The organism is Alkanindiges hydrocarboniclasticus, assembly GCF_001982605.1.
In the GTDB taxonomy this organism is placed as follows: domain Bacteria; phylum Pseudomonadota; class Gammaproteobacteria; order Pseudomonadales; family Moraxellaceae; genus Alkanindiges; species Alkanindiges hydrocarboniclasticus.
Genome location: NZ_MLCN01000023.1, coordinates 12,849 through 29,363, shown reverse-complemented (window position 1 = coordinate 29,363; position 16,515 = coordinate 12,849). Strand labels below are relative to the sequence as shown.

At 46.7% G+C, this 16,515-nt stretch carries 16 protein-coding genes; 5 read left to right on the top strand and 11 right to left on the bottom strand.

Annotation, left to right across the window (positions count from 1 at the left end; all coding sequences use genetic code 11):
• The first annotated feature begins 1 nt into the window (after nucleotide 1).
• A complete protein-coding gene (locus BKE30_RS09035; RefSeq protein WP_076878277.1) occupies nucleotides 2–3,613 on the top strand; it encodes an AAA family ATPase in 3,612 nt (1,203 codons plus the stop codon).
• Between the two features lies 1 nt (nucleotide 3,614).
• Here BKE30_RS09035 and BKE30_RS09030 read toward each other — a convergent pair whose 3' ends face one another.
• Together BKE30_RS09030 and BKE30_RS09025 are read right to left on the bottom strand one after the other, a co-directional pair.
• Entirely contained in the window at nucleotides 3,615–4,388 is a 774-nt protein-coding gene (locus BKE30_RS09030) for a hypothetical protein (protein WP_076878276.1), read from the bottom strand.
• 5 nt (nucleotides 4,389–4,393) lie between these two features.
• A complete protein-coding gene (locus BKE30_RS09025; protein ID WP_076878275.1) occupies nucleotides 4,394–5,071 on the bottom strand; it encodes a YggS family pyridoxal phosphate-dependent enzyme in 678 nt (225 codons plus the stop codon).
• Between the two features lie 125 nt (nucleotides 5,072–5,196).
• On the opposite strand from BKE30_RS09025, the gene BKE30_RS09020 reads away from it, so the two are divergent.
• Complete coding sequence (locus BKE30_RS09020; protein WP_076878274.1) at nucleotides 5,197–6,234, top strand: type IV pilus twitching motility protein PilT; 1,038 nt, start codon at nucleotides 5,197–5,199, stop codon at nucleotides 6,232–6,234.
• 37 nt (nucleotides 6,235–6,271) lie between these two features.
• A complete protein-coding gene (locus tag BKE30_RS09015; protein WP_076878273.1) occupies nucleotides 6,272–7,396 on the top strand; it encodes a PilT/PilU family type 4a pilus ATPase in 1,125 nt (374 codons plus the stop codon).
• 81 nt (nucleotides 7,397–7,477) lie between these two features.
• Here BKE30_RS09015 and BKE30_RS09010 read toward each other — a convergent pair whose 3' ends face one another.
• Both BKE30_RS09010 and BKE30_RS09005 read right to left on the bottom strand, forming a co-directional pair.
• Nucleotides 7,478–7,909 (bottom strand): PaaI family thioesterase, encoded by a 432-nt coding sequence (locus tag BKE30_RS09010; protein WP_076878272.1) that lies wholly within the window; start codon nucleotides 7,907–7,909, stop codon nucleotides 7,478–7,480.
• A 223-nt stretch (nucleotides 7,910–8,132) separates the two neighbouring features.
• Nucleotides 8,133–9,023 carry a metal-dependent hydrolase gene (locus tag BKE30_RS09005; RefSeq protein ID WP_076878271.1) on the bottom strand — a complete coding sequence of 297 codons (891 nt, stop codon included), beginning with the start codon at nucleotides 9,021–9,023 and terminating at the stop codon, nucleotides 8,133–8,135.
• A 210-nt stretch (nucleotides 9,024–9,233) separates the two neighbouring features.
• Here BKE30_RS09005 and BKE30_RS09000 point away from each other — a divergent pair, with 210 nt between their 5' ends.
• A complete protein-coding gene (locus BKE30_RS09000) occupies nucleotides 9,234–9,695 on the top strand; it encodes a winged helix-turn-helix transcriptional regulator (protein WP_076878270.1) in 462 nt (153 codons plus the stop codon).
• Nucleotides 9,696–9,896: 201 nt separating this feature from the next.
• Here BKE30_RS09000 and fur read toward each other — a convergent pair whose 3' ends face one another.
• A complete protein-coding gene (gene fur, locus BKE30_RS08995) occupies nucleotides 9,897–10,334 on the bottom strand; it encodes a ferric iron uptake transcriptional regulator (protein WP_026471023.1) in 438 nt (145 codons plus the stop codon).
• Between the two features lie 116 nt (nucleotides 10,335–10,450).
• Here fur and BKE30_RS08990 point away from each other — a divergent pair, with 116 nt between their 5' ends.
• Nucleotides 10,451–10,849 carry an outer membrane protein assembly factor BamE gene (locus BKE30_RS08990; RefSeq protein WP_026471024.1) on the top strand — a complete coding sequence of 133 codons (399 nt, stop codon included), beginning with the start codon at nucleotides 10,451–10,453 and terminating at the stop codon, nucleotides 10,847–10,849.
• A gap of 108 nt (nucleotides 10,850–10,957) precedes the next feature.
• Here BKE30_RS08990 and BKE30_RS08985 read toward each other — a convergent pair whose 3' ends face one another.
• The 6 genes from BKE30_RS08985 to BKE30_RS08960 form a co-directional block, all read right to left on the bottom strand.
• Nucleotides 10,958–12,253 (bottom strand): FAD-dependent oxidoreductase, encoded by a 1,296-nt coding sequence (locus BKE30_RS08985; protein WP_076878269.1) that lies wholly within the window; start codon nucleotides 12,251–12,253, stop codon nucleotides 10,958–10,960.
• Between the two features lie 182 nt (nucleotides 12,254–12,435).
• Nucleotides 12,436–12,774: an RnfH family protein gene (locus tag BKE30_RS08980; protein ID WP_076878268.1), complete on the bottom strand. Its 339-nt coding sequence runs from the start codon at nucleotides 12,772–12,774 to the stop codon at nucleotides 12,436–12,438.
• 18 nt (nucleotides 12,775–12,792) lie between these two features.
• Nucleotides 12,793–13,881: a hypothetical protein gene (locus tag BKE30_RS08975; protein WP_143253694.1), complete on the bottom strand. Its 1,089-nt coding sequence runs from the start codon at nucleotides 13,879–13,881 to the stop codon at nucleotides 12,793–12,795.
• A 282-nt stretch (nucleotides 13,882–14,163) separates the two neighbouring features.
• On the bottom strand, nucleotides 14,164–14,616 hold the full coding sequence (locus BKE30_RS08970; RefSeq protein WP_076878417.1) for a bacteriohemerythrin: 453 nt from the start codon (nucleotides 14,614–14,616) through the stop codon (nucleotides 14,164–14,166).
• Between the two features lie 211 nt (nucleotides 14,617–14,827).
• Nucleotides 14,828–15,532 (bottom strand): hypothetical protein, encoded by a 705-nt coding sequence (locus BKE30_RS08965; protein ID WP_076878266.1) that lies wholly within the window; start codon nucleotides 15,530–15,532, stop codon nucleotides 14,828–14,830.
• Nucleotides 15,533–15,537: 5 nt separating this feature from the next.
• Nucleotides 15,538–16,221: a hypothetical protein gene (locus BKE30_RS08960; protein WP_083698517.1), complete on the bottom strand. Its 684-nt coding sequence runs from the start codon at nucleotides 16,219–16,221 to the stop codon at nucleotides 15,538–15,540.
• Between the last annotated feature and the right edge of the window lie 294 nt (nucleotides 16,222–16,515).

The following is a 16,515-nucleotide window of genomic DNA, read 5'->3' as shown; positions in this document are numbered from 1 at the left end:
TATGAAAATTTTAAGTTTGCGGCTGGGTAATCTGGCGTCCATTGCTGGCGACCATGTGATTAATTTTGAACAGGCCCCCTTAAAAAATGCCGGATTGATTGCCATTACGGGTATTACCGGGGCAGGTAAAACCACCCTGCTGGATGCCATTTGTCTGGCCCTGTTTGACCAGATTCCACGGCTGCAAAAAGCCGAAGGTAAACTGGCAGACAGCAGCGGCGATGACGTTCAGGTCAATTCTACCGTCAATATTCTGCGTCGAGGTTGCGCGCAGGGTTTTGCCGAAGTGGAATTTATTGCACAAGACCAAAAGTATTATCTGGCCCGTTGGGAAGTTAAACGCGCTCGCCTTAAGGCCGATGGCCGGATTCAGCCGGTACAACGGGCCTTGCGCTGTATTACAGATGACCAGTTAATTTCCGAGCGCACTAAAGAGTGTAATGAAAAAATTACCCAGTTGCTGGGTCTAACCTTTAGCCAGTTTACCCGTGCAGTATTACTGGCCCAGTCGGAAGTGACCGCTTTCTTGAAGGCCAAGGACAACGAGCGTGCCGATCTGCTGGAATATCTGACTAACTCGGATATTTATTCCCGCATTGGCATGGCCTCGTTTGCTGCCACCAAGCATGCCCGCGAAAAAGTGGAAGTCATTGAAAAGAAAATAGGTGACCAGCTCCCCTTAAGTGATGACGAGCGACAAAGCCTGCATCAACAGTTGCATGTGGCCCAGCAGCAGTTGAATGAACAGCTGCATCAAAAGCAGCAATTTGAAAAACAACTGGAATGGTACAGCCAGCAGCAGCAACTACAACAACAGATTGCCCAGCAGGAAGCAGTTCTCGCTACTGCCCAGCAGCAGTTGCAGCACTTTCAGCCCCAGTTTGTTTTTTTACAGCAGTTGGAACAGTTTGAACCGATACGTTCCAGTTTTTTACAAGCCCAACAGCTCCAGCATAATGCCGCAGAACTAATAAAAACCCGGCAACAGGCTGAGCAACAAGCGGCGGTACTGGAACAGCAGTTTACCCAGCAACAGCAGCATTACCAGCAGCAACTGGATGCCCTGAATAGTCTGCAACAGCAGCAGCAGAGCCTCAAACCCCAGTTACAAACCGCCCAGCATTGCGAGCATCAGCTGGCCAGCCTGAATGACCACATCCGGCAGCAGCAGGACAAACTTGAATTGTTAATATCAAGGCTGTCACCCCAACTGGCTGAACAAACCCAGCTGGAGCAACAGCAAGCCAGCATACAGACACAGCAAACCCAGCAACACACAGTTTTGGAACAAACCCGGGAATTTGTCTGCTTTGATGCCGAACCACAAGCGGCCATTTCAGCCGTTCAAAAGGCAGCGCGGTTACGTGAAGAACTATTGCGCCAGCAGGCAGATATTTTTAAGCAGGACATTGCCAGCCAGCAGCAACAGCTCCATGAAATCCATCAGCAATTAGCCAACCTGATTACCCAGCATGGCAGCCTTGAGCAGTTTGAACAGCAATTGCACACGGTCCAGCAGCAACTGGAAAAACAGCATAAGCATCAAGCAGCTTGCGAGCGCATTAGTGACCAGCTTAAATCCTGGCTCAAGGTAGAGCAGCAGATTCTGGTCATGCAGCAGCAACAAGCCAGTGAACAGCAGCAGCTTGGCACAATGCAAGCCGAAGCACAGCACGCCAGTCAACAAACGCAACATGCCGAGCTACAACTTAAAACCACCCAGCAACTGTTGAATGAACAGCGCCTGTTTACCACCCAGAGTGTTAAGGAACTGCGCCAGCAACTGACACCCGAACACCCCTGCATGGTTTGCGGCAGTACCGAGCATCCATTTTATGATCCGCAAAACCTGCTAAATGCACTTAACCAGCAACTTGATAGCCAGCAGCAGCAGGCAGAACTGGCATTACAACAAGCACGCCAGCAAGAAGCTTCGTTACAGCAACAACTCACCCGCCTGCAAACCAGCCTCGACCAGCTCAGCAGCCGTCAAAAGCATGCGATTAATGATCGGCAAAGTATTCTGGATGAAATCTGCAAGATCAGCAGCAAGTTTTATCAGCGGCTGGAGCAGCAACCGGAACTGACTTTTGCCCAGCAATTGCTTAAAGACATTCAGGATAAACTGGACAGCAGTAAAACCGCGCTCGAACAACAATGCCGGCAACAGCAAGCCCAGCTTAAAACATGGCAGCAACTGGAAAAGCAACAGGAAAACAGTCAAAAATCAGTAGAAAAACGGCAGGAACTGGCCGCACTGGAACAGCAAACCATTGAACTGCTCACTCCTGAATTGGTACAGGCATGGCAGCAAGACTGTAACGATACACAGGCTCAGATAGTGCAAAAAATCCGTTTGCGCTGCGAAGCCCAAAATCAACTCAAGATACTGGAAAAACAGGCCCAGCAACAACAGCAACAGCTCTTGCAACTCCAGTCGGCTATTCAGCATGAACAGGCCCAGCACACCGAGTTACAGCAGCAACTGGCGTTGCAACAAACCCAGCAACAACAGATTCAGCAGCAACTGGATAGCATATTTAGCCAGTATGCTGCCCCGTTTACGGTACGCTCCAGCGAAGACTGGCTACAACAGCTACAACAACTGCACCAACATCAGCAACAACTCCTGAATCAGGCAGACCAACTCAAGCAAAACACTGAAAAACAGCATATTAAAGTGCAGCAACAACTGGAACATTTACAGCAGGATGTGCATAAAAACCAGCTTTCCTTACAACACGTCCAACAGCAGATTGCACAATGGCAACAGCAGCATACTGACTTACAGGACGCAGACATCGACAAATTGCTGCGATGCGATTACCTGCAAAAGCAGCAGCTACAGGAACAATCCCAGCGCCTGCAACAGCAAGTCCAACAGGCTGAAAACACTTTAAGCATTTATGACCAACAGTGGCAACAGCATCTGAGCAATCAGCCCATGCTTAGCCTCCCAGAATTACAACGTCATATGGTGGAGATCATCCAGACCCTGCAACAACTGGATGAACAATGTACTGCGTTGAAGCTTCAAAAAATGCAGGATGAGCAACAGCAGCGACAAGCGGTGCAGTATCAGGCTGAACTCAACAAGGCCAAAGCCGAGCACCATCGCTGGGATAAAATTTCAAGTTTAATTGGTGACGCCAAAGGGGCAACCTTTAAAAAACTGGCGCAGCAGTTTCACCTGCAAATGCTTGTGGAGCTGGCCAACCAGCAGCTTGCCGCGCTCACACCGCGTTATTCGTTGCGCTGTATTGAAGACTCACTGGGCCTGACCATTGTTGATCATTATATGAATGATGAAGTGCGCCCTGTGCTGTCGCTGTCCGGTGGCGAAAGTTTTCTGGTATCACTGGCGCTGGCTTTGGGCATTGCCAATATGGCATCCGGCAATACCAAACTGGAATCGCTGTTTATTGATGAAGGCTTTGGTACGCTGGATCAAAGTTCACTGCATGTGGTGATGGACGCGCTGGACCGCCTGCAAAGCCAAGGCCGTAAAGTGGTGCTGATTTCACATATTCAAGACATGCATGAGCGCATTCCGGTCAAGATTCAGGTGATTCCGCAAGGGTCTGGGGCCAGCCGGATTGAAGTGGTGGGATAATTCAAACTAAATCTTCAAAAAGCTTTAATGAAGCATAAATCTGTTGTTCAAGCATATCCTCTCTTTGTTTAGCAATATTTTTGTCATAAGGTAACCCTAGCTCTTTTCTTAAGACTATTTCCACTTGAGTAGCGACTGGAGAAACATTTGCAACAATTAAAATACTCTGCTTTGAAACTTCTTTTTGAATATTTAACTTGTTCTCCCATAGTTGATTAATTTCTGCATTAATCTCTTGTATTTGCTCTGACAACCTTTCAAAAGCTTTGCTTTGATTTTCAAATATTTCTTGATTTAATATTTCTGCCTCTAATGTAAGTCCCCATCTTTCCAATAAGCTATCTAGCCTATTATTCAAGTTACTCTGTACTTGAGTTTTAGCATTTATATCAAATTGCAAATCATGAACTGGTGCTGCTAACTTTAGAATTTTAAAAAATGATTCAATTACTTTATTATTTAACTCATTTATGAGATATGAATTTTTAACCTCACAAATTAGATTAACTTGATTAATTGCCTTTTGAAAATTAGCTATACCTTCAGCGAAATTTACTCCGGCACTATTTAAATGGCCAGGTATTGAAGTAAGATAAGATATAGCTTCTGTAAAACTTGATACCGCATCAAGGTAAGTTTTTCTTCTAATCTCTAATAATCTATCTGTTTTCCTTTGCTTAGCTGCAATTAACCATCCTATAAACGCTATTATTATAGTTACTACAGCTCCTAGGAATGCTGCTAGTAACCTTGGATCCCATAGATTATTTTCCATTTATTTTAATCCCTCGCCCCAAACAACGCCGTCCCTACCCGCAGCATCGTCGAACCCGCAGCAATGGCTTCCTCTAAGTCACCTGACATGCCCATGCTTAAGGTATCCCAATCCTTTAGATTGGCATGCTGGGCCTTTACCTGATCAAACAAATTTCCGGCATCCCTAAATGCTGCTGTATTATCCGGTTTTGGAATCACCATCAGGCCACGCAAACGAATATTGGCAAGCTGGCTTATTTGCTGCACCAGTTCTGGTACTTGCTCAGGCGTACAACCATCCTTGCTATCCTGCGCGTCAATATTCACCTGAATGCAAATATTGAGTGGCTTAAGGTTTTCAGGACGCTGCGCCGATAATCGCTCGGCAATAATCAGTCGATCCACGCCATGCACCCAGTCAAAATGTGTGGCCAGCGGCTTAGTTTTGTTACGCTGTACATGACCGATAAAGTGCCATTCAAGGTTTAAATCCTGCAACTGTTCCTGCTTGGCCAAGGCTTCCTGCAAGTAGTTTTCGCCAAAGCTGTGCTGGCCTGCCGCATGCATTTCACGCAGCACTTCTGCCGGATGGGTTTTGGAGACGGCCAAAAGTTGAACATCTTCAAATTTTCTTGCATTTTTTTTGCAAGCCGCTTCAATTTTACTCAGTATTTGTTGCCGTTTTAGCGCAAAATCAGTCATGATCTGCCTATAGATAAAAGACGCGATGGAATGTGCCCGGTGACCTAGCATAACGCATTATTTTTGCGCTGCCACCTCATCAGTCATTTTAACCATCGATTTGCTTCAAGCATTACGAGGTTTACATGGATATTACCGAATTACTTGCGTTTTCTGCCAAAAATGGTGCATCAGACTTACACTTGTCAGCAGGCCTGCCCCCCATGATCCGGGTGGATGGCGAAGTACGCCGCATCAACCTGCCCGCTATGGAACACAAAGAAGTCCACCGCCTGATTTATGACATCATGAATGACAAGCAGCGCCGTGACTACGAAGAATTTTTAGAAACTGACTTTTCCTTTGAAGTACCCGGCATTGCCCGCTTCCGTGTTAACGCCTTTAACCAGAACCGTGGCGCCGGTGCCGTATTCCGGACGATTCCCTCCAAAGTATTAACAATGGATGACTTAGGGCTAGGCCAGATTTTTAAGGATATTAGTGAATATCCACGTGGCATTGTGCTGGTGACCGGGCCAACGGGTTCTGGCAAATCCACCACGCTGGCGGCCATGCTGGACTATATTAACAATACCCGCTTTGACCATATTCTAACCGTTGAAGACCCGATTGAATTTGTGCATACCCCCAAAAAATGCCTGATTAACCAGCGTGAAGTCCATCGCGATACGCATGGTTTTAACGAGGCATTGCGCTCTGCCCTGCGTGAAGACCCGGATATTATTCTAGTAGGTGAAATGCGCGATCTGGAAACCATTCGTTTGGCGCTCACTGCCGCAGAAACCGGCCACTTGGTATTTGGAACCCTGCATACCACCTCAGCGGCCAAAACCATTGACCGTGTGGTAGACGTATTCCCGGCTGAAGAAAAAGACATGGTTCGCTCCATGCTGTCTGAATCATTGCAGGCGGTGATTTCGCAAACCCTGCTCAAGAAAAATGGCGGTGGCCGTGTGGCTGCGCATGAAATCATGATTGGTATTCCAGCGATCCGTAACCTGATTCGTGAAAACAAGGTGGCGCAAATGTATTCCGCCATTCAAACCGGTGCAGGCTATGGCATGACCACACTGGACCAAAGCTTAAAAACGCTGGTGGCTAAAGGCACAATTAGCCCGGCTGCTGCGCGCAGTGCGGCCAAGGTTCCTGAAAGCTTTACCTGATTTTTCACATTATTCGTAAGCATCACAGGGATGTATCATGGAATTTAATGATTTATTGCGACTAATGGTCGAAAAAAACGGTTCAGACCTGTTTATCACTGCGGGTGTTGCGCCATCCATGAAAATCAATGGCAAGATTATTCCAGTGACCAAAACGGCCTTAACCCCGGAAGTGGTGGGTCAGCTGATTCACAGTGTCATGACTGACAAGCAACGCGAAGAATTTCGTACAACGCGGGAATGCAACTTCGCGATTGTCGACAAGGATGAAACCGCTCGTTTTCGGGTGAGTGCCTTTGTACAGCGCGATTTTCCGGGCATGATTTTGCGCCGGATCGAAACTCATATTCCCTCGGTGGAAGACCTCAAGCTGCCCACGGTTATCAAAGACCTTGCCATGACCAAGCGTGGCATTATCATTTTTGTGGGCGCAACAGGTACGGGTAAATCCACCTCACTGGCGTCCATGATTGGCCATCGCAACAAGAATTCACGCGGTCATATCATTACCATTGAAGACCCGATTGAGTTTGTACACCAGCATTCGGGCTGTATTATTACCCAGCGTGAAGTGGGGATTGATACCGATTCTTTTGAAGTGGCGCTAAAAAATACCTTGCGTCAGGCCCCTGATGTGATCCTGATTGGGGAAATCCGTACCCGCGAAGTCATGGACTATGCCATTGCCTTTGCCGAAACCGGCCACTTGGTACTGGCGACCCTGCACGCCAACAATGCTAACCAGGCGCTGGATCGCATTGTTCACTTCTTTGAAGCGGACCGTCATGGCCAGCTTTATATGGATTTGTCGCTTAACTTAAAAGCACTCGTCGCCCAGCAGTTGATTCCTACTCCGGATGGCAAGGCACGACGCGCCTGTATTGAAGTGCTGATCAATACCCCACTGGTATCTGATTACATCCGCAAGGGTGAAATCCATGAAATCAAGAACGTGATGAAACGCTCACGCGAACTGGGCATGCAAACCTTTGACCAGGCCTTGTATGACCTGTATCTGGGCGGTGAAATCACTTATGACGATGCCATTAAGCATGCGGATGCGCCCAACGATTTGCGCCTGATGATTAAGCTCGGTAAAAACGCCGATACCCGCTTTCTGGATCAGGCCACCAAAGGTCTGGCTATTGAGGATAGCGAATAGTTTTTTAGCGATTCATATTAAACAAAAAAAGGCGATACCATGGGCTATCGCCTTTTTTCATGCCTGATTTTTAGTGCTTTTCTAACGAATAATCATGTTGGTTGCAGTGGCAAACGCATAGATTTTATCGTTTTCATCACGAATATAGCCTTCGGAAATCACCAGACTTTTACTCACATTAATGACTTTGCCTTCAGCACGCAAAGTCTTGTTAAACGGAATGGGACGACACATCTTGATATTCAGGTCAATGGTGCCATAGCCCTCACCAGCTGCCAATACGGTATGCGTGGCACAGCCGGTTACCGAGTCCAGCACTGTTGCTGCAAAACCACCATGCACCCCGCCCAAGGGATTGGTATGGCTTTCATTGGCCGTGGCCGTAAATACCACACGACCCTGCTCTACTTCTACAGGCTCCATCGGCATGGTTTTGGCAATTCCCGGGGTTGGAAACAGCCCCTTGGCAAATGCCTGCATAATTTGCAGGCCGGTCATTTCTTTTGGGTTCATGATCTAACTTTCCATTCAGTGATAAAATTTATTGATAAAAGAGCAATGATAAAAAGTTAATTAGTACTGGAAAAAGTGGCAATAGCAGACTTCTTTCATAATACTTGCCTTCAACAAGCTCAGGCTACCTTGGTTGAGCAGTGGTTCCCAAGCATCGGTGCTTGAGCTTGCCGAACCATAACGCAACCATGCTTTTGAAAGAGTTCTACTATTTACCAGCCAATTAACAAGCCAGTGCGTCTGCTGGCTTTAGCAGGCCCAGCTTGGCTTTGGTTCTGGCAACCAGCTCACTGTCATCGGTATCATTGGGATGAAAATCAGGCCGGTAATAATCCAAAAATTTGGGAATGAAAATTTTATGGCTACTCATCATCATCTGACCCAGTTTTTTCCACGATCTCAGGTTCAGCAATTGCTTGTCGCGCTTCATTAACACTGTGGTATAGACCATCATCATGCTGGTAATCATCAGCAGTGCAAAACTGAATATGGCTACCCGTGGCAGGTAGGCATTTAGTCCTGATCCATATAAATGCTGGTACATATCAAAGGCAACAGCCTTGTGTTCAGTTTCCTCCACACTATGCCACAGCCATAAATTACGCACGGTGTCATCGGTCATTAGCTCATTGACACTATCCATCATGGTAACAACCAGTACAGCAGTGTAGTGCTCCAGCCCTACGGTCAGCAATAAATTGGCTTTTTTGCTAAATACTTTTTCAAAGTTTTTTAAAATAAATCCTGTTACTTTTTCCAAAGATTCCGGATCAAGCCCAAACTGCTCGGCACTCTGGTGAAAAGCATGGTGTTCCTTGGAATGCATGGCTTCCTGCCCGATAAATGCGCCAATATCCCTGTCCAGTTGCGGATTATCCTTAATCCGGTGACGCAAGGCACGTACCGAGCGCACAAAGTAAGATTCCCCTTCCGGAAACAATGTCGACATCCCGGTAAACAGGTGGGTTAATGAGGGTTCATCGGCAAACCAGTAGCGTGGCATGGCCGCAAACTCATAATCCATACGCCGTACCGGAAATGATGGCGTGGCTTTGGTTTGCTTGGCTTTGGTCTGCACGGTTTTCTGCGTAGATACTGATGCTGGGTTAGACATATTCATTACCTCAAATGAGCAAAGGGCGTTTATTGCAACAAGCATGTTTAGTGAAAAATCTTTAACAAAATAATTAAGTTCTAAAAAGGAACTTACAAACCAGAGTAGAGGCTTACTTTAGAGGTGTCAATATCAATTGGGGACAGCGCTGGCCTGTAGAGCAATTAGAAAAGCAGAGTTATGCTAGAATTGGTTAACGGAGGGTAAGTCATGAAATGGCAAGAACAAGGTGAATTAAATTGCCCTATCGCGCGGAGTCTGGCGATTTTTGGAGACCGGTGGACACTACTGATTATTCGGCATTGTTTTTTAAAAATCAGGCGTTTTGATGATTTTCAAAAGAAGCTGGGAGTAACGCGCCATGTACTGGCAGAGCGGCTTAACCGGCTGGTAGAAAGCAAAATACTGGAAAAAGTAGCTTATCAGGATGCGCCAAAACGCTACGAATACCGTCTTACTGAACGTGGACTAGCGCTCTACCCCATTATTCTGGCAATTAGCCACTGGGGCAATTCATGGCTAAATGATCACGGCGAATTTGCGCAAGTGTCCTATATTCATAGAAACTGTGGCCAGAAAACCCAAACCGTGATGTGCTGTTCAGCATGTGGCGAGGTATTAAATGCCCGCGACATGCTACCCGTGTTTGAAGAAAATCAGCAAAGTGGTTAAATGTTCAGGATATAGCCAGATTAAATAGCACTGGCTGATTTATGATGAAGGCGAACATTGCAATTAAATTGTTATTAATTGGTAACTATTTTAATTTTAATTCGGATATTTGTCGTTAGGTAAGTCCATAAGTTAAAAAAGCATCTCTATATAAATTAAGAGATGCTTTTACAAGCCCAGCCAACACGTCTGGTTTTTCGCTTATTTTTTACGGGCCGCATCCTGACATTCTGGCTTGTTACAATAACCGTACAGGTTCAGGGAATGCCCGGTTAGGGTAAAACCCAGATTTTCAGCCACTTTGTGCTGCTCGGATTCAATCACCGGATTGGTGAATTCCACCACCTTGTTACAGCTTTGACAAACCATGTGGTCATGGTGGTCTTCCTGCATGATTTCAAATACAGAATGATTGTTTTCAAAGTGATGACGCTCAATAATGCCCGCAGCCTCAAACTGGGTGAGCACCCGGTAAACAGTTGCCAGACCAACATCTTCGCCCTGTTCCAGCAGAGTCTTATAAATGTCTTCTGCACTTAAATGATGATCACTTGAGTTTTCCAGTAACTCTAAAATCTTGATGCGTGGTAGGGTTACCTTTAGGCCAGCCTTACGCAAGTCCTGATTGGTGATTGGCATAAATATGTCTCTCAATGTAATCTATTGTTGACACGTCACGGGCAATTAAATCACAAATAAAGTATGATCGACCTTTACGCCGTGTGCATCGTTATTTAACGGGATAGTGTAGCAAAATGCAAAAAATCATGTTGGCTTTATTTGCCTCATCCATCATTTCTGGTTGTTCTGTGTTTGGTGTTTACAAAATTGATGTGCCACAGGGTACGCCATTGACCCAGGCACAGGCGTCTCAAATTAAAGTGGGCATGACCCAGCAACAGGTGCGTTTCCTGTTGGGTTCACCAGCCATTACCGATACCTTGAATCCAGATCGCTGGGATTATTTGTATAACTACATTCCCGGCACTTATGCACGCAAGGCCAAACTGCCAGCCACCTCCGGCCAGCATTTACGGGTTTATTTTGATGCGCAGGGTATTGTAACCCGCATTGAAGGTCTGGAAACCCTGCCTGAGAAGCAACCGGGCCTGCCGCAAAGCAAGGACGCCATTTTAACGGCACCACCGCTGTAACTTACTGCAATTGCATCAATATTGCGTCAGACTGGTTAAATCCGGTCTGGCGTTTTTTATGGCTGTGCTTTTTAGCATTGCAGGTGAGCTACTATGACAGATTAATTATTATTGCAGGCTTTTTAGATCGCTGTTTACAGGCTGCTGGTCAACCAAAGACATTGAAATTTCTTCCAGCGACATGTCCTGTAAGGGATGATGCTTGATCCCTGCAATGGTATGCGCCATTTGCTTGCGTAGCCATGGAATTCGGTACATCCAGCTAAATCCGGCATCACGCAGCCAGCCCAGATCACGCCGGTGTGACTGGTAAAATGGGGTAAGTGTACGGCTTAGCCACTGGTAAAAACGGATAGAACTTAAGCGTTGCTGGTGATAATTGTCCCAGACCTTGCTCCACTCGTCTGCCTGTGCAATTGCCCTGCCCAGTGCACATGCATCCAGTAATGCCATATTTACACCCTGACCTAACTGGGGACTCATGGCATGGGCTGCATCGCCAATGATCCCTAACCGTCCTTCGCCATAACGACTGAGCACCACATCACGGTAATGTGCAGGTAGCCACTGTTCATGCGAAACCACCACCTGCGATAGCCACTCGGCAGCTATTGGCCAGCGCTGTTCTACCAACTTTAACCAGTAGTCACGGTTTGCATTATCTTTTAGCCAGCCAGATATATGGGGCGTAGGCATGCTCCAGAACACACTGGACAACGGCTGATCTGCTTGCTGTGGCACAGCACCGGTTGGCAAAATGCCCATCATGGTACTGGCGCTATCATAAAACTGGTGCAGGATATTGCTATCCAGTGTGGTACAGGCAGGCACAATGCACCATGCCGCCCCCCATGGATAAGGCTTGTCCAGCTTTACCCATTGCTTTGGCCGCAACTGGCTACGCGCGCCATTGGCAACAATTACGGCGTCAAAAGTTTGCTTGAAAGCTTGTTCATTAATGGTTTGGCCAATCAACTGCATGCACTGCCCAAAAGGTATAACGTGGTGAATTTCCGTGCCCATGTGCCAGTGAATCATTTGTCGGTCATTATTGGGCTGTTGCAGGTTTTGCATCAGTACATGACACAGGCTGGCACGGTGCATGCCCAGGCCAAAGCACTGTGGGGCTACTTCGCGATAATGACTATTGACCAGCAAATGTCCACTGGCAAGCCTGCCTTCCAGCCCGTTCACACGGCAACCCAGCTTTAGGGCTTCATCCAGCACGCCCAAATGCTCAAATACCGCCAGTCCTGCGGGCTGCAGCAAAATACCGGCCCCCACGTTTTCCATGACTGTGGCTTTTTCAATAATTGTGATTTCATGCTGCTGGTGCGCCAGAATACGCGCAAGTGCCAGCCCGGCAGTACCCGCACCAATAATGGCAATATGCTGTTTTTTCATTATTCAGTTATCAGAGTTTATTTTAGTTGTAGTGTAGCAAGTCTGGCTGAATAAACCTTAAGGTTTCTAACACATTATGGGCCGAAAAACTGACTAAAGTTATTAGCCGATTTTTACAATGTGTAGTGAAAAGCTGTTTTATAAAGTCAGTACATTATTTTTAACACGATAGCAGGCATCTGCTACAGCTTGCGCTTTAAGCGCCCTACCGGATGGGCTGCTGCCCGCTTGCGCCGCACCGCCATCGGGTCACGGGTGAGCGGACGGTATATTTCCAGCCGGTCTCCTGCCTGCAAAAGATACTGCTCAGGCTGATCCACCCTCACGCCAAAAATACCAACAGCCAAAGGTTGTCCGGCAGGTAGTTTTGCCAGCAGGCCGGATTGCGCCAGTGCCTGCATGGCAGTGAGTGATGCCTGCCACTCAATGTTCACCAGATATTGTCCGGTGGCATCGACATAAGCCACCTGCACTGTTTTTTTCTCTACCGGGGTTTTCTCTGCTGTGAGTTGCTCAGCCATGCAGTCTGTCCTGACAGGTTATGCCGGTAAAACCAGCCCTAGAATTAAACCCATAATGGCCACCACAATAGCCACGGGAATAACCACACGTACTGCAATCCGCCACAGGTTATATACAACTTCCTGATCAAAATTTAAGGCCTTGCGCAAATGGCTGATTTTCATCATCCAGCCGCTAAAAATGGCATACAGCAGGCACACCACCAGCGCCAGAATGACTGTCAGTGTGGTCAGTACAGGCTGCATCGGCACCAGCCACAACAGCAGACCCAGCAGTACAAACAACCATTGCAAAACCATGCTTAACCCACGGGCCTGCAATTGTTCACGCAATAATGAAATCAAAAATGCTGCACCCGCGAGCAAGGCAATACCATACAGCCACAAGGTATGTGTACCATGGAAACCCTGTACCATGGCAATCATGACGCCACCAGCCAGTTGACCTGTCCAGATTGGCAAAGCGGTTTTGCTGGCTTTTTCAACGGACTGACTGGCATTAAGCTGCCAGTACATACCATAGCCCAAACCAGTTGCAATCAACGCCAGACTTACCGCCCATGCCCATTCCTGCAAGCTAAAAGCCGTCCATTGCCAGTGGCCTACACCCATTTGTACAAAGCTTAAAATAGTGGCAATAATGGCGGCAATGCTGGCCACCAGAATCAATATGGCACGTGGCACAAACGACAACGCCACGCCAGCAAGAATCAGCCCAATGGATAAATAACCCATCAGTTCGGCGGGACGATGACCCAATCCCTCAAATACCATGCTGGCAGACTGGTATAGCAATCCACCACTTACCAGTGACATTACAGCCGCCGCCAGCCAGCCGGTAATCCGCCAGGCCGGTTTTGCATCTGCTTCGCGGGTCAGTACCAGTAGCGCTGGCAACGGATTCGCCTTGCTGCGTTTGGCCAGTGCAATTTCCAGCAGGCTAAATGGCAGTGCCAGAATAATCATGCACAGCAGCCACACCAGCCAGAAATCAAACTGGCTGGCACTGCTAAACTGAATAAACGGAACGATCCAGCCAGCCAGTAACAGGGTGATGGTCAGGCCAGCCAATATGCTGCTTGCGCGCAATATCAAAGGTGAATTCATGGGCGTTCTATTCCACATCACATTGGGTTTTAACTGCGCCAATGCTAATGCAAAACGCTTATTAATGACGGTTTTTTTTACATTTTTAGACCAAAATATATGCGTTTGAAAGAAGGCCCCAACTAAAACCAGCAATTGCCACAGGTTATTTTTCTTCTAAAATCGGCGTGCCTCAAACCAGCCTCATATCTTGTTTGACTGCTTACTGCCAAACCAGACTTCCCTGTCCTTTTCCTATTATGCTTATTGCTGTTATAGGCACTCCTGTGCTGCAAAAAATTGCTATGAAAACCAGCGCTGAAACCAGTTTTTGTTTTTGGCTTCCTGCGCCTTAATCACCCCTATCATGTTTTGTTTCACTGAGCCGACATAATCCGCATCATCACGGCGGATATGATTAATCAGCCAGGTCACCAGCACCTGATGCAGCTCATCAGTAATGTCCTGCCCCCGGTTAAAACGCTCCTGATAGTCATTAATGCGCTTGATAAACAACTGATGTACTTTCTGGTGCGGCTTGGCATATTTATAGCCCGCTTCTTCCTGCAAACTTTCCTCAAAGGCAAAGTGCGACTGGGTATAGTCCACCAGATCATCCAGTACCTGTTTCATCACATTGCGGTCATGGTGATTTTTGGTTTGCTCAAGCTGGTTAATGTATTCCACAATGCGCTGGTGCTGCCGGTCAATCACCTCAATGCCAGTGTCCAGGTCGGGTGACCACATTATTGTCATGGTTGTTTCCTCAGCCGTTTGCCTAATAATTACCTTAACCATAAGGTAAAATTAATGCTTTTAAAACCAAGTATTTAACTCAAGTTAATTCTAAATTTTCCTTAAAAAACAAACCACTAGAAAAAAGCTTTTAAACCCATTAAAAGGCTAAAGTATTTTTTAACCAGCAACATGGCCAAGTTCACAGCGCGCCAGACAGACATCATTGGGATCAATCTGCATTTCGGCTAATTTTTAGCTGCTTGATAGGCTGCCGCAAATGCGTGTCCAGTACCATATCCAGCGGCTTTGGTTCAGGATAAACCTTCACGTTAAAACTGGTGAGCAATGGTACCTGCATGGCCTGATTAAGCGGTGCTTGCGTCTGTAACACGGTATTGAGCCGGGTAATAGTATTTTGGTTAAAGCCCAGCATGATGGGTCCTTCATAGGCAAAACGCAGCGTGGTATTCACTGGAATTACCAGATCAACCGGCAGGTTAAATTCCAGCGGCACCTGAAGCTTTAACGGCAGTTTGGGCAAACGCGGCAATACCAGTGCGGTGGTGTCATTGATTTCTGCCATAGTCTTGACCGGGATACTGCCTTTGTAGTGCACATTAAATTTAATGGGAATAGGCGTATCAATTTTAATTCGGGTCTTGTAGGTGCCGGCCAGCGGTACTTCAATGTTCTGGTCAATGGGCACTTCAACCTTAACATCACCAGCCAGTTGAATGCCAAAGGTATTGGTCGCCGCCACATTTACATTAATGTGTGGGGGCATCATCATTTTGCCCTGCTGATTGCGCAGTTCAATGCCTACCGCAAGATAGGCATAGCACCAAAAGCCAGCCATACCGCCCAGCATTACCACCAGCGCTGCCCCTGTTAACAGCCAGATGGTTTTTTTAGGAATTTTTTTGCCTGGATTCATTTTAATCACTGCCCTGTTGCTGCGTGGCTGGGCTGGGTTGAATCATGGCGATGCAGGGACAGCGCCTTAAGGGGAATTCTAAGGTTGCTTCTGGTAATTACAGTGTCCAGTGGCTCGGGAATAATCAACTGGGTATTCAGCTGTGACTTGACAGGCACCTGCAATACTCCATGAACAGGCACTCTGGCATCAATGGTGGTTTTTAAGGGAATATTCAGACGCTGCTCAATGTTGGCCGCAACGGGCGCCACAAATTTCAGCCGTACTTTCTGGTCAATGGGAATGGTAAAGTGCACGGGAATATTGGTCTTGATGGGAATATCGCCACGAATGGGCAAACTCACGGTCTTGCCCAGCACTTTTACTTCCACCTTGGAATCCACATGTACCATCTGGTCCAGGGGAATCTGGTTATCAACCCTGACCTGTAGCTTGATAGGCACTTCATTATCAAAAGTCACCATGGTGTGCACAGTGTCTTTTATAGGCACCTGAATCTGCTGGTTAATGGGAATTTGCGTATGAATGGTGCCTTTTACCATCACCTCCAGTGGATCATAAATATCTGCTTTGGCCTGCACAGGTTCGGTAATGCGTACCTGTGCCTGCTGATTACGAATGGGCAAGCCAATTTCAAGGTAATTCAACATCCACCATGCAATACCTGCCCCAACGGCAATGGCTACCATAAATAGTAATAATCCTGACAAAAGCCATTGCTTTGCGTTCAATTGGGGTTGCTCCGCTATTTACTTAATAATGAGGCGAGTTTAATCACTTATTTTTTCTTATTATTCTGGCAATTGGTAATTATTCTTACAGTTACTTAGCCGTAATAATAATTTATGTAATATTTTTATTTTGCTATTTACACGTCAGTTGGCGACGTGTCTTGGCTTTCACATGAACTTTTACAAAATTAAAAGCTCCCTTAAACAAAGCGCATTGCCTATAATCCCGTGGTTGTTTTTACCTTTTTTTAA